At 66.5% G+C, this 13,234-nt stretch carries 11 protein-coding genes and 2 tRNA genes; 4 read left to right on the top strand and 9 right to left on the bottom strand.

All coding sequences use genetic code 11. From position 1 onward, the window contains the following. Positions 1-39: 39 nt before the first annotated feature. The 6 genes from phoB to GRI75_RS04040 all read right to left on the bottom strand — a co-directional run bounded on the left by phoB (position 40) and on the right by GRI75_RS04040 (position 6,168). On the bottom strand, positions 40-729 hold the full coding sequence (gene phoB / locus GRI75_RS04065) for a phosphate regulon transcriptional regulator PhoB (protein ID WP_160745683.1): 690 nt from the start codon (positions 727-729) through the stop codon (positions 40-42). Positions 730-791: 62 nt separating this feature from the next. Further along, positions 792-1,469, bottom strand: coding sequence for a phosphate signaling complex protein PhoU (gene phoU / locus GRI75_RS04060; RefSeq protein WP_202389586.1), 678 nt, complete (start codon positions 1,467-1,469; stop codon positions 792-794). Further along, positions 1,469-2,251: a phosphate ABC transporter ATP-binding protein PstB gene (gene pstB / locus GRI75_RS04055; protein WP_160745681.1), complete on the bottom strand. Its 783-nt coding sequence runs from the start codon at positions 2,249-2,251 to the stop codon at positions 1,469-1,471. The genes phoU and pstB overlap by 1 nt, the downstream gene beginning before the upstream one ends. After that, positions 2,245-3,495, bottom strand: a complete 1,251-nt coding sequence (gene pstA / locus GRI75_RS04050; RefSeq protein WP_160745680.1) for a phosphate ABC transporter permease PstA — start codon at positions 3,493-3,495, stop codon at positions 2,245-2,247. Before pstA ends, pstB begins: the two co-directional genes overlap by 7 nt. Next, entirely contained in the window at positions 3,488-4,873 is a 1,386-nt protein-coding gene (pstC, locus tag GRI75_RS04045) for a phosphate ABC transporter permease subunit PstC (protein WP_160745679.1), read from the bottom strand. Before pstC ends, pstA begins: the two co-directional genes overlap by 8 nt. A 95-nt stretch (positions 4,874-4,968) precedes the next feature. After that, entirely contained in the window at positions 4,969-6,168 is a 1,200-nt protein-coding gene (locus GRI75_RS04040; protein ID WP_160745678.1) for a sensor histidine kinase, read from the bottom strand. Positions 6,169-6,314: 146 nt separating this feature from the next. Between GRI75_RS04040 and GRI75_RS04035 the strand changes: the two genes are divergently transcribed. From GRI75_RS04035 to GRI75_RS04020, 4 genes are all read left to right on the top strand, one after another. Further along, positions 6,315-6,779: an Rrf2 family transcriptional regulator gene (locus GRI75_RS04035; protein WP_160745999.1), complete on the top strand. Its 465-nt coding sequence runs from the start codon at positions 6,315-6,317 to the stop codon at positions 6,777-6,779. 7 nt (positions 6,780-6,786) lie between these two features. Then, the gene (locus GRI75_RS04030) at positions 6,787-7,470 is read left to right on the top strand and encodes a class I SAM-dependent methyltransferase (protein WP_202389585.1); all 684 of its coding nucleotides are present in this window, start codon (positions 6,787-6,789) and stop codon (positions 7,468-7,470) included. A 210-nt stretch (positions 7,471-7,680) separates the two neighbouring features. Then, positions 7,681-9,999, top strand: coding sequence for a TonB-dependent receptor (locus GRI75_RS04025; protein WP_160745676.1), 2,319 nt, complete (start codon positions 7,681-7,683; stop codon positions 9,997-9,999). Positions 10,000-10,137: 138 nt separating this feature from the next. Continuing rightward, complete coding sequence (locus tag GRI75_RS04020; RefSeq protein WP_160745675.1) at positions 10,138-11,031, top strand: zinc metalloprotease; 894 nt, start codon at positions 10,138-10,140, stop codon at positions 11,029-11,031. A 103-nt stretch (positions 11,032-11,134) separates the two neighbouring features. Here the strand turns inward: GRI75_RS04020 and GRI75_RS04015 are convergent. The 3 genes from GRI75_RS04015 to recJ form a co-directional block, all read right to left on the bottom strand. Then, positions 11,135-11,209, bottom strand: a tRNA-Glu gene (locus GRI75_RS04015). A 27-nt stretch (positions 11,210-11,236) separates the two neighbouring features. After that, positions 11,237-11,311 (bottom strand) — tRNA-Glu (locus GRI75_RS04010). Between the two features lie 69 nt (positions 11,312-11,380). Continuing rightward, positions 11,381-13,162, bottom strand: a complete 1,782-nt coding sequence (recJ, locus tag GRI75_RS04005) for a single-stranded-DNA-specific exonuclease RecJ (RefSeq protein WP_160745674.1) — start codon at positions 13,160-13,162, stop codon at positions 11,381-11,383. Positions 13,163-13,234 lie beyond the last annotated feature (72 nt).

Raw genomic sequence — 13,234 nt, 5'->3', positions numbered from 1 at the left:
AACCACGTGAGGCTCGGCACGAACCCAGCCGGAAGAACCCTACACCGGCTCCAGCGCGTAGCCGGCGGAGCGGACGGTGCGGATCGGGTCGGGTGCACCGCCGGCTTCGATCGCCTTGCGCAGGCGGCGGATGTGGACGTCGACGGTGCGTTCCTCGATCTCGCTGCCGGTGCCCCAGACCGCGTCGAGCAGTTGCGCGCGCGAGAAGACCCGGCGCGGGTGCTCCATGAAGAACGCCAGCAGGCGGTATTCGGTCGGGCCGAGCTTGAGCTCTTTGCCTTCGCGCTCGACGCGGTGGGCCACGGGATCGAGCTTCATGTCGCCGACCTGGATCGTCTCGCCGGCCAAGGCCGGGCGGACCCGGCGCAGCACGGCGGAGACGCGGGCGAGCAGCTCGCGCGGTGAGAACGGCTTGGTGATGTAATCGTCCGCGCCGGTGTCGAGCCCGCGGATGCGGTCGTCTTCGGCTTCACGGGCCGTCAGCATGATGATCGGCACGTGCTCCGTGCCTTTGGCGCGGCGCAGGCGGCGGCAGACTTCGATCCCGCTGGTGCCTTCGATCATCCAGTCGAGGATCACGAGGTCGGGCGCATCTTCCTCCGCCATCTCGAGTGCCTCGTCGCCGTCGGGCGTCGAGCGAACGCGATAGCCTTCCTTGGTGAAGCGGTATTCGAGCAGCTCTGCGAGCGAGATGTCGTCTTCGACGAGAAGGAGCTTGGGACTGGCCATGACCGCCTATGCGCCTGTGTGTGTTACAGGCATGTGACAGGCGAACGACATGCGTTTGACCGTCAGGCGTCGTGATCCCGCTCTTCAGGCGGATAAGTGCCGGTCGCGGCGTAATGGACCATCTCCGCCACGTTGGTCGCGTGGTCGCCGATCCGTTCCAGGTTGCGGGCGATGAACAGCAATTGCGCCGCGCTGCTGATGGTCGCCGGGTTCTCGACCATGTGGCTGACGAGATTGCGGAAGATGCTGTCGTAGAACGCGTCGACCTTGTCGTCGCGCTGGATCACCTCGCGCGCCAGCACGGGGTCGCGCGCGGCATAGGCGGTGAGCACGTCGTGGACCATCTCGGCCGCGACTTCGGCCATTGCCGGGATCAGGGTCAGCGGCTCGAAGCGCTTGCGGCCTTCGATGCGGCCGACGCGCTTGGCGATGTTCTTGGCATAATCGCCGATCCGCTCGACCACGCCGCCGATCTTCAGCGCGGCGATCACTTCGCGCAAATCGTCAGCCATCGGGGCGCGCAAGGCGATCACGCGCACGGCCAGTTCGTCGACTTCGCTCTCGAGCTTGTCGAGCTTCACGTCACGCTCGACCACCTGGCGGGCGAGATCCTCGTCGGCGCTGACGAGCGCCTGCATCGCATCCTGGATGGCCACTTCGGCCAGTCCGCCCATTTCGGCGATGATGCCGCGCAGGCGGGTGATGTCCTCGTCGAACGCCTTGACCGTATGTTCCGTCATCAACCGTACCTGCCTGTGATGTAGTCCTTCGTCCGCTCCTCGTGCGGGTTGGTGAAGATCTGCGAAGTATCGCCGTATTCCACCATATGTCCAAGGTGGAAGAAGGCCGTTCGCTGAGAAACGCGGGCGGCCTGCTGCATCGAGTGCGTGACGATGACGATGGCGTAGCGGCCGCGCAACTCGTCGATCAGTTCCTCAATCTTGGCGGTGGCGATTGGATCCAGCGCGGAGCACGGCTCGTCCATCAGGATGACCTCGGGCTGCACGGCGATAGCCCGGGCGATGCACAGGCGCTGCTGCTGGCCGCCCGACAGGGCCGTGCCGGAATCGAGCAGGCGGTCCTTCACTTCCTCCCACAGGCCGGCGCGGCGCAGGGATTTCTCGACGATCGCGTCGAGCTCCGCCTTGCCTTCGGCAAGGCCGTGGATGCGCGGCCCGTAAGCGATGTTCTCGTAGATCGACTTGGGGAACGGGTTCGGCTTCTGGAACACCATGCCGACGCGGGCGCGCAGCTGCACGACGTCCATCTTGGAACGATAGATGTCCTCCCCGTCGAGTTCGATGCAGCCTTCGACCCGCGCCGACGGGATCGTGTCGTTCATCCGGTTGAGCGCGCGCAGGAAGGTCGACTTGCCGCAGCCGGAAGGGCCGATGAAAGCGGTGACGAACTCGCTCGGGATATCGATCGAGACGGCGTCGATCGCCTTCTTGTTCCCGTAGAAAACGGAAACGTCGCGGGCGCGCATCTTGGCGGAGTTCTGGTCGATTGGTTCGGTCACCATTTCTTCTCGAAGCGATTGCGCAGGTAGATGGCTACGCCGTTCATGACCAGCAGGAACAGCAGGAGTACGATAATCGCGGCGCTGGTGCGTTCCACGAACCCGCGGTCGATCTCGTCGGACCACAGGAAGATCTGCACCGGCAGCACGGTCGCCGGATCGGTGAAGCCGCCAGGCGGGGTAGCGACGAACGCGCGCATGCCGATCATCAGCAGCGGCGCCGTCTCACCCAGGGCGCGGGCCATGCCGATGATCGTGCCGGTCAGGATGCCCGGCAGGGCCAGGGGCAGGACGTGGTGAAACACCACCTGAACGGGGCTGGCACCCAGCGCCATGGCGCCATCGCGAATGCTGGGCGGTACCGCCTTGATGGCGTTGCGCCCGGCGATCACGATCACCGGCATCGTCATCAGCGCCAGGGTCATGCCGCCGATCAGCGGGGCGGAACGCAAGTTGGGGAACAGCGTCAGGAACACGGCCAGGCCGAGCAGGCCGAAGATGATCGAAGGCACTGCCGCGAGGTTGTTGATCGACACCTCGATCACGTCGGTCCAGCGGTTCTTCGGCGCGTATTCTTCTAGATAGAGCGCCGCGAGCACGCCGATCGGGAATGCCAGCAGCAGGGTGACGATCATCGTCAGGATCGAGCCCTTGAGCGCGCCCCAGATGCCGACTTGCTGCGGGTCCGTGGCGTCCGAACGGGCGAGGAAGTCGAGGTCTAGCCGATTGGCCAGCTTGCCTTCCTCCGCCAGCCTCCGCGCCAGCGGCTGCAGCGCGGCCTGGCCGTCGCCGCTGTGGGCACTGGCCAGATCGTCATCGGCCGGCAGCCACAGCACGGCTTCGCCGTTCAGCAGGGCCGGATTGGCGACGATCTCCTGCGCCGCATTGCGCCAGCTCTGCCCGGCCAGCTGGGCCGCGCCGTCTTCGCCAAGTGCGCGTTCGGCGTAGAAGTCGATCACCGCCGGCAGGCCCTGCGCTTCCAGCGCGCGGACGATCTCGTCCTCGTCCTCGATCGATGGATCGACGTTCAGCGCCGCCTCGCGGAAATCGACCGGCACGGCAAGCTCGGCCCGGGTGAAGCCGCCAATGCCGTTGTAGGTCATCGTTACCAGCAGGAACAGCAACACGGCGACGGAGAACAGGATCGCGGCAAGACCGGCGGCCTTGAAGCGCCGCTCGGCCGCATAGCGCTTCTTCAGCCGCGCTTCGAAAGCGGGCGTGCGCGTGGGGGAGATCTGGTCACTCATAGGCTTCGCGGAACCGTTTGACGACGCGCAGGGCGATGAAGTTGAGCCCCAGGGTGACGAGGAACAGCACGAAGCCGAGCGCGAAGGCGCTCAGCGTCGCTGGGTGGTCGAAGCTGCCTTCGCCGGTGAGCATGGCGACGATCTGGAAGGTGACCGTGGTCATCGCCTCCAGCGGATTGGCGCTGAGGTTGGCGGCGGCGCCCGCGGCCATCACCACGATCATCGTTTCGCCGATGGCGCGGCTGATGGCCAGCATCACCCCGGCGACGATGCCGGGCAGGGCGGCCGGCACCAGCACGCGGCGGATCGTCTCGTTGGTCGTGGCGCCCATCGCCAGGCTGCCGTCGCGCATCGCCTGCGGCACGGCGGCGATGGAATCGTCGGCCATCGAGGAGACGAACGGAATGATCATCACGCCCATGACCAGGCCGGCGGCCAGCGCGCTCTCGCTCGAGGCGTTGCTGATGCCGATGCCAACCGCCAGGTCACGGATCGCCGGCGCGACGGTCAGCGCGGCGAAGTAACCGTAGACCACCGTCGGCACGCCGGCGAGGATCTCCAGCATCGGCTTAAGCCACTTGCGCCATGCGGGGGAGGCGTACTGCGTCAGGTAGATCGCGCTCATCAGGCCGAGCGGAATGGCCACGATCATGGCGATGATCGCGCCGATGTAGATCGTACCCCAGAACAGTGGGATCGCGCCGTAGCGGTCCGGATCCGGATTGTCCGGGCTGCTCATCGGGTCCGGCCCCCAATGGGTGCCGAACAGGAAGTCGAGCGGGCTGACCATGCCGAAGAAGCGGACCGTCTCGAACACCAGGCTGACGAAGATGCCGAGCGTGGTCAGGATCGCCACCAGCGAGGCGATCAGCAAGCCGATCATCACCGTCCGCTCCACGCGGGTCCGCGCCGTGAAGTCGGGCTTCAGGCGCAGGAAGGCCCAGGCGCCAAACAGCAGCCCAATGGCCAGGGTGACGATCACGCCGATCAGGCGATAGCGCGCAAGAGCTTCACGGAACGGCTCCACCAGTTGCGCCGCGGCCGGGTTGAACACCGTCGGTGCGGAGCCGACCGCAACGGCACGGGCTTCGGCCAGGATCGTGCTGCGCTGCATGCCGAACTCCGGCAGTTGCCCGGCCGCCGGGCTCGCCAGCACGGACTGCATGACCAGTTGCGGCTCGATGACGTTCCACACCAGCACGAACAGCAGGACCGGCACGGCGATCCACAGCGCGACATACCAGCCGTGGTACGAAGGCAGCGCGGCCAGCCGCTGCTGCGGCGCGGCGCGCTTAAAACTCCAGGCGCGGGCGCGCGCGGCCAGCCAGCCGGCGAGCGCCAGCCCGAGCGCGAGCAGGAGGAGCGTCGCGGCTGACATCTCAGCGCCGGCCTTCGAACACGCGGGACGGGAATGAGGGGAGGGGGGAGAAACCGATCATGCTTCTGGTCCGATGTCCCGCAATTGTGACCGCTTCATGATTCGCCCTCGACCTCTTCTCCGACCATCGGCATGCGAATGGTAACAATCGTGCCTTGTCCGCGCTTGCTCGCGATGTCGAGGCGGCCACGATGCCTTTCCACGATGTGCTTGACAATGGCCAGGCCCAGGCCGGTCCCGCCGGCCGCGCGGCTGCGACCCGGATCGGTGCGATAGAACCGCCGTGTCAGGTGCGGAAGATGCTCCGGCGCGATGCCTTCGCCCCTGTCGCGCACTTCCAGCACCGCCATGTCGCGCTCGCCGTGCGCCAGGCTCACTTCGACGGGCGCTTCGGGATCTCCGTACTTCAATGCGTTGTCGACCAGGTTGCGGACGACCTGTTCGAGCTGGTCGGAATCCCCGCGCACCGTGATCGGCTCCTCCGGCCGGTGCAGCACCAGGCGGTCGAGCCGCTGCGGCCCTGCGCCGTCGCGCGCGGCACGCTCGGTCAGGGCGCCGAGGTCGAGCTTGTCGCGCGGCTGGTCGTGCTTCTCCGCCTCGACGCGTGACAGCGACATCAGGTCGTTGACCAGGTTCTGCAGCCGCCGCGCTTCCTTGAGCACCGTGTCGTGGAACTTGGCGGCCATGTCGGGGTCGACGTTCTCGCCTTCTTCGGCGAGCGTTTCGACATAGCCGATGATCGAGGCGAGCGGCGTGCGCAGCTCGTGGCTGGCGTTGGCGACGAAATCGGTGTGCGCGCGGCTGATGTCGGCTTCGGTCGTGCGGTTGATCAGCTCGACCAGCCAGTAGCGCCCGTCGATCGGCTGGCGGGTCATCTGCCACGTGCTGCGCGGCCCTGTGAGCCCCTGGACGGTGACGCTGCCGCCCTTGTCGCGTCCCAGCAGGTCGACCGCCGCCGGATGGCGAAAGGCGACGCGCGCGTCCTGGCCCAGGATATGGCGCCCGAGCACCTCGCGCGCCTCCACGTTCGCGATAACGATCCGGCTGCCGTCGAGCAGCAGCAGCGGCATGCCCGAATGCTCGATCAACTCGCGCATCCCGTCGCGCGTGAGCTGCATCCCTTCGACTTGCGCGGGTGCGCTCGGCGGGGGCGGAGTGAACAGGAAGATCGACCCGATCCAGATCGCCACCACGGCGATCGCGATCCAGAAATCCGTGCCCGCAACCAGCATGAAAACGCCGGCCGCCAGCGCGAGACCTATGCCAGGCCAGGGAATCGCTCGGCTCTCGCTCATCGGCCGGGACCGTTAGCGGCGAGCCCGAACCGGCGCCAGCCCTGAGGACGTGAAATCTTGGAAGCTGGGAGCCTCATTGGCCGGCCGATCGGCCCGGCAAGGCAGCAAGGTTGACCTACCGCCGTTCAAGCAATATTAGATGTTACATGAGACGAGACAGCCGATTGTCGAGCGTGCTGCATCTGCTGCTGCATATGGCGGAGCATGACGGGCCGATGACGTCCGAGATGCTGGCGAAGGCGATGACGACCAATTCCGTGGTGGTACGCCGGATCATGGCCGGCCTGCGTGACCGTGGCTACGTCCGGTCCGAAAAGGGGCATGGCGGCGGCTGGACGCTGGCGTGCGATCTTGCGACCCTCACTCTGCGGGACGTTTACGAGGCCCTAGGCGAACCCTCGCTGCTCGCGATCGGAAACCGGACGGAAGCGCCCGGCTGCCTTGTGGAGCAGGCTGTGAACGCCGCACTCGGCCCTGCGTTCGACGGTGCCGAGGCTTTTCTGCTGGAGCGCTTCGGTGCGGTGACGCTCGCTGAATTGAGCGCCGATTTTCACGAGCGGCTCGCTGGCCGCAAGCAGTCCTGCAATCCGGAGATGGTCCATGCCGAATGACCAAACGATGCAGGCGATGCTCGCGGCCTTCAACGACCCCGAACATGCGAGGCGCTATGGCGACGGTCCACACCGATTTATTCCGGGCTTCGCCGATCTGCATCGCATGACTGCCATCCTCCTGGCCGAGCGCGCGCCGGAAGATGCCCGCATCCTAGTGCTTGGTGCCGGTGGCGGCCTCGAACTGCGGGCGCTGGCCGAGGCGCATCCGGGCTGGACGTTCGTAGGCGTCGATCCGGCCGCGGCCATGCTCGACGAGGCGCGGCGTGTACTCGGCCCCGACGCTGCCCGAGTCATATTCTGCGAAGGCTATATCGACGATGCGCCCGAAGGGCCCTTCGACGGCGCGGCCTGTCTGCTGACGCTGCATTTTCTCGAGGACGCCGAACGCTCGCGCACGGTGCGCGAACTGCACCGCCGGCTCAAGCCAGGTGCGCCATTCGTGGCGGCGCATTCCAGCTTCCCGCAATCGAGGGGTGCCCGCGCGCTCTGGCTGTCGCGCTACGGCGCTTTTGCGCGTGCGTCGGGCGCCAATCCCGAACAGGTGGAGAAGATGTGCGCGACCGTGGACGCGCACCTTCCGCTGCTGGACCCTGACCAGGACGAGGCGATCCTGTGCGAAGCCGGGTTCTCGGATCCTGCGTTGTTCTACGCGGCGTTCACCTGGCGCGGCTGGATCAGCTATGCCTGAACTGCGCCCGAGCACACCGCCCCTGGCGCCTGACTGATGATATAGGGTGCCCTTACACTCGGCCGTACTTCGACTGGCGGCTGACATCTCGCCTGCCTTTAGCCCTGCTTGGAAGTTGCGCAATCAGGACTGCCCTCCAGCCGTTTGACCCTTTCGAGATATAGTATATCGTACCCCGAGGGACGAGTCGGTTGGGGGGATCGAAATCGTATGGGTAAAACATCTGCCAATCGGGCCGGGACGCGTGTCAGCCTTCTGTCTGCGGCCGCGGCGGTGACCATGCTGTCGGTCGCAGCGATCGCGGAAGAGGCCGCTGCAGAGGACACTGAGCAGGATCGGGACACGCGCGCCGGCGACATTATCGTCACCGCCGGTTCGCTGACCTCGCCCGACATGCCGGCTACCACGCCTGTCCGGGTTCTAACGGGCGACGAACTCGCCCATCGCCGGCAGGGCGGGCTGGGCGAGACGCTCGCCGGGCTGCCGGGCGTGCACCTCGACAACTTCGGCGGCGGGGCTTCGCGCCCGGTGATCCGCGGCCAGACGCTGCCGCGGATCGAGATCCTGTCCGACGGAGCCAATCTGTTCGACGCCTCGTCGGTCTCGCCCGATCATGCCATCGCCACCGATCCGCTGCTGCTCGACGCGATCGAGATCCAGCGCGGGCCCGCCGCCATCCGCTATGGCGGCAATGCACTCAACGGCGCGATCAATCTGATCGACGGCAAAGTGCCCAAGGCCGTGCCGGAGCGCGGATATTCCGGCGCGATGGAGTTCCGGCTTGGCACCGGGGACGAGGAGAAGACGATCGTCGGCCGCGTCACCTCCGGCCTCGGCCGGTTTGCGGTGCATGCCGAAGGGTCGTGGCATGCCGGCGAGGACTACGAGGTGCCCAACGCTTTCGGCACCGACAAGCTCAAGGACTCCTTCGCCGATGGATCGAGCTACAGCTTCGGCGCGTCGTTGATCACGCCCAAGGGCTATATCGGCGCCGCCTATACACGGCAGGACAGCGACTATGGCCTGCCGGGGCATTCACACCGCAACGCCGTTTGCCATACCCACGGTGGCCCCGATCTTCATTGCGCAGCGCATGACGAGTTCACCGACTACTTCGGTTCATCGGACGACCACACCGCCTCCATCAAGCTGCGCAGCGAGAGGGTGGATGTGCGGGCGGACTACGCCGATCTGCTTCCGGGGTTCTACCGTGTCCGGCTGCGAGGCTCCTACACGGATTACCGGCACGACGAGATCGACGGGCCGGCTCTCTTCTCGCACTATACCAACGAAGTCCATGATGGGCGCATCGAACTGACCCACAAGCCGCTGCTGGGATCCACAGGTACGTTCGGCGTGCAATATACGCACGGGACTTTCACCGGCCTCAACATCAATGACCTGCATATCCTGGACGACCTTCTGACGGAGGATGCGGAGCTGTTCGGCTTCTTCGACTTCGTCCCGCCTTACGACCACGTGACCAAGAACGTCGGCATGTTCCTCAGCGAGCGTCGCTCGTTCGGGCCCGTCCATGTCGAGCTCGGCATTCGCAAGGATTGGCGCGACATCAGCTTGCCGCCGGGGCAGTTCGTGGTGATCCTGTCGCCTGAACTGGAAGCCATCTACCTCCCCCTCCTCCTCCAGATCTATGGCCCGGACTGGCGCAATGCCATGCGGGAGGATGCGATCAAGCTTTATGCCCGCAACAATCCCGGCACGAAGAACGGACCGCTTTCTGCTTCGCTTGGCGCGACCTGGGACCTCGACGGCGGGTATTCGGTCGCGCTATCGCTCGCGCGGACCGAGCGGGCGCCGAACCTTCGCGAGCTCTATGCCTACGGCAACAATCTTGCCACCAACAGCTATGAGGTCGGCCTCACGCAGTCGCGGCGCGCATCGTCCTCGTTTCCCGAGAGTCGCACCGATGTCCTTGAAACGGCGCGCTCGATCGACCTCACCGTGCGCAAGCGGGGTGGTCCGCTGGAGTTCGAGATCGGCCTGTTCCGCCAGGAGATCGACGACTACGTTTTCGCGCGCCTGATCGAAACCGACAGCGAATCCGGCATTCCGCACAATTACCTGCTCTACACCGCCGCCGACGCGCGCTTCACCGGCATCGACGGCCAGGCCGGCTACCGCCTCTCGCCCGTTTCGCGCCTGACCGTGTTCGGCGACTATGTCGGCGCCAGGTTGAAAGACGGGAACGACAACCTGCCGCGCATCTCGCCGGGGCGGCTGGGCGGGCGGTACGAATGGGCGCTCGGCCCGATCTCGGCAGACGCGGAGTACTACCGCACTTTCGCGCAGAACCGCTCTGCATCCTATGAGACGCGGACGGGCGGCTACGACATGGTCAACGCCACGCTGGCCTATCGGTTCGACAGGGGCTCGGGCAAGTACGCCGAACTCTATGCGAGGGGGACGAACTTCACCAATGAACTGGCGCTCTCGCACACCTCGTTCGTGAAGAACCAGTCGCCGCTGCGTGGCCGCAGCATCGTGTTCGGGATGCGCCAACAGTTCTGACGCGTGAAGGTCGGTGACGCCGCCCGAAAGCCGCCTAGGCCATCACCCGTAGCGAATACATATACTTAACGGGCAAGCGGCATTGGAACTCGTGCTCGAACGGGACGTTAGCGGACCACCTGAATAAGGATCGCCAGGATGACCGCTCCTCGTTTTCCTCGCTTTGCCGCTCGCGCATGTTTGTCAGCAGTCGGCGCCGCCTCGTTGGCCGTGCTTGCGGTATTTCCCGCTACGGCCAACCACTCCTGGTCGACCTATCACTGGTCTCGAACAGGACCCTTGAGCATACGCCTGGGCGACAACGTGGGCACGGCCTGGGACGCCCACCTGCAAGCCGCCGCAGTCGACTGGTCCCGAGCTGCCGCGCTGGACACCGTCGTCGCGAGCGGCGGAAAGGATCCGGTCGCGTGTGCTCCGACTTATGGCCGCGTCGAAGTCTGCAATGCGTCATACGGTGCCACGGGCTGGCTAGGCCTCGGTCAAGTCTGGTCGAGCGGCGGCCATGTCGTGCAGGGCACCGCCAAGCTGAACGACACCTACTTCTCCCAGGTTGCCTACAACACGCCGGCCTGGCGCCGCTCCGTCATGTGCCAGGAGATTGGCCACACGTTGGGGCTGGACCACCAGGATGTCGACATGTCGAACCGGAACCTGGGGTCCTGCATGGACTACAGTCGAGATCCGAGCGGCACCAAAGGTACGAACGGCACGCTCAACAATGAGCGGGCCAATCAGCACGATCTGGATCAACTGGCGTTGATCTACAACCACCTCGACAGCACGCAGCTTACGTCGACCAAGCCGACAAGCAACACGAGCACCGCCCGAGCCCCGAGAGCACCTGCCGCGGCGCCGCCGAGCAGAGGCATCGGCCATGTCCGCAGCGAGTGGGGCCGATCGGTTGCCACGGATAGGAGAGGTCGGCCGAGAGTCTTCGTGAGAGACCTCGGCGGCGATACGCAGGTGACCACGTTCGTGATCTGGGCCGAAGATGCGGCCCCCGAGCATTGGCAAGACGGTCACGGTCACTAGCGCCCGGCGGCGCTGCGGACCCTCGAGCTTCATTCGCCGCGGGCATGCGTGGCCGGAAGATGCCGGAGCTTGGAGCCGAACTGGATGTGAGGGCGTTCTCGCCTGGTGACCCCTACGGGAATCGAACCCGTGTTTCAGCCGTGAGAGGGCCGCGTCCTAACCGCTAGACGAAGGGGCCATGCCGCTGAGGCATAGCGCGCGCCGATGGTGACCCCTACGGGAATCGAACCCGTGTTTCAGCCGTGAAAGGGCCGCGTCCTAACCGCTAGACGAAGGGGCCGTCTCGGTGCGTGGCGGGCACTTAGGGGGGTGCAGGCCTATGGTCAACCCGCTACCGAACGCTTTGCGATCAATCTGCCCAGGCAGCGTCTTCGAGGTGCAGTTCCGCCTGCGGGCGGCTGCCCCAGTCGTCGATCTTCGCGCGACCGGCGAGCCACAGGCGCCGTCCGGCGGAACCGTGCAGCAGCGCCTGGCCCATCGGGGATTCGGCGGCGCGGAAGGCGATCGCCTTGAACGACGCGCCGTCCTGTCCGCCGGCGATCAGGCGGACGTGATCGCTGCCGACCAACTCCGCGCGCACCAGCCTCACCGGCCCCACTGCCAGGCGCGGCGCGGGCCAGCCGACGCCGAAAGGCCCCGCGCTCTCGAGCGTCTCGACCAGTCCCGGCGTGAGCCCGCCCGGCGCCAGCGCAAGGTCGAGCGTCATCGCCTGTTCGGTCGAGGCGCGCGCGACGGCCGGGGCGAGTTGGCCGTCGATCCAGGTGGCAAACGCGTCGAGCCTGTCCGCGTCGATCGTCAAGCCTGCGGCCATCGCGTGCCCGCCGCCGGCGACCAGCAGGCCTTTGTCCTTGGCGCCGATGATTGCAGCTCCAAGATCGACGCCGGAGATCGAACGGCCCGAGCCCTTGCCCTGGCCCGTTTCCTCGTCGAGCGCGATGACAAGGGCCGGCTTGCCGGTCTTCTCCTTGATTCGGCCGGCGACGATGCCGATCACGCCGGGGTGCCACCCGCGCCCGGCCAGGGTCAGCACGGCGCGGTTGTGCTGCGCCGCGACCTGCTGCTCGGCCGCTTCCTGCACCATCGCCTCGATGCCGCGGCGCTCCTCGTTGAGCACGGACAACTGCTCGGCGATCGCCCGCGCCTCGTCGGGATCCTCGGTGGTCAGCAGACGCACGCCGAGCGTCGCTTCTCCGACCCGGCCGCCGGCGTTGATTCGCGGCCCCAGGGCGAAGCCGCAGTCGCTGCAGCTCGGCGGGCGGGTCAGCCTACTGACGTCGATTAGCGCGGCCATGCCGATGTTGCGCCGGTGGGCCATCACCTTGAGCCCCTGGGCGACGAACGCCCGGTTGAGCCCGCGGATCGCGGCGACGTCGGCCACAGTGCCGAGCGCGACGAGGTCGAGCAGGGAGAACAGGTCGGGCTCCTTGCGGTTCTCGAAGTAGCCGCGCCGGCGCAATGTGCGAACCACGGCCACCGCCAGCAGGAAGGCGACGCCGACTGCGGCGAGATGCCCGTGGCCGGCGGCATCCTCGGCCTCGTCCTGCCGGTTCGGGTTGACCAGCGCGAACGTGCGCGGAAGCTCGGCGGCGCATTTGTGGTGATCGACCACGATCACGTCGATCCCGGCGTTGTGCGCCGCGGCCAGTGCGTCGAATGCCATCGCCCCGCAGTCGACCGTCACGACGAGGCTGGACCCTTCCGCGCCGAGCCGCACGAGCGCCTCACCGCTAGGGCCGTAGCCTTCGAGCAGGCGGTCGGGGATGTAGTAGCGTGCATCGTGGCCCAGCATGCGCAGCAGGCGGATCAGCAGCGCCGCGCTGGTCGCGCCGTCGACGTCGTAGTCGCCGTAGACGGTGACCTGCTCGTTCGTCAGCACGGCTTCAGCCAGCCGGTCGGCGGCCGTATCCATGTCGTTGAAGATCGACGGGTCGGGCAGGAAGCTGCGCAGGCTGGGCTGCCGGTGCAGCGCCAGCTCCTCGCGCACGATCCCGCGGCCCATCAGCAACTGGTCGACGATGCCGTGTTCCAGTCCGCCTGCGCCCGCCTCAAGCTCCATGTTGCCGACGCGCCAGCGCCAGGCCTTGCCGCTGAGGGAGGTTTCTACGCCGAATACTGCCGCACGGGTCGCCATGCGCACGACCTACCGCAGTAGCGCTCACGGCAACAGGGGAGGGCGCCGGTTTAGGCGGCGCAATCAACAGGT

It is taken from the genome of Croceibacterium soli, assembly GCF_009828065.1.
Taxonomy (GTDB): Bacteria; Pseudomonadota; Alphaproteobacteria; order Sphingomonadales; family Sphingomonadaceae; genus Croceibacterium_B; species Croceibacterium_B soli.
The sequence above is the reverse complement of the archived record's forward strand: the minus strand, read 5'-3'. Positions and strand labels throughout refer to the sequence as shown.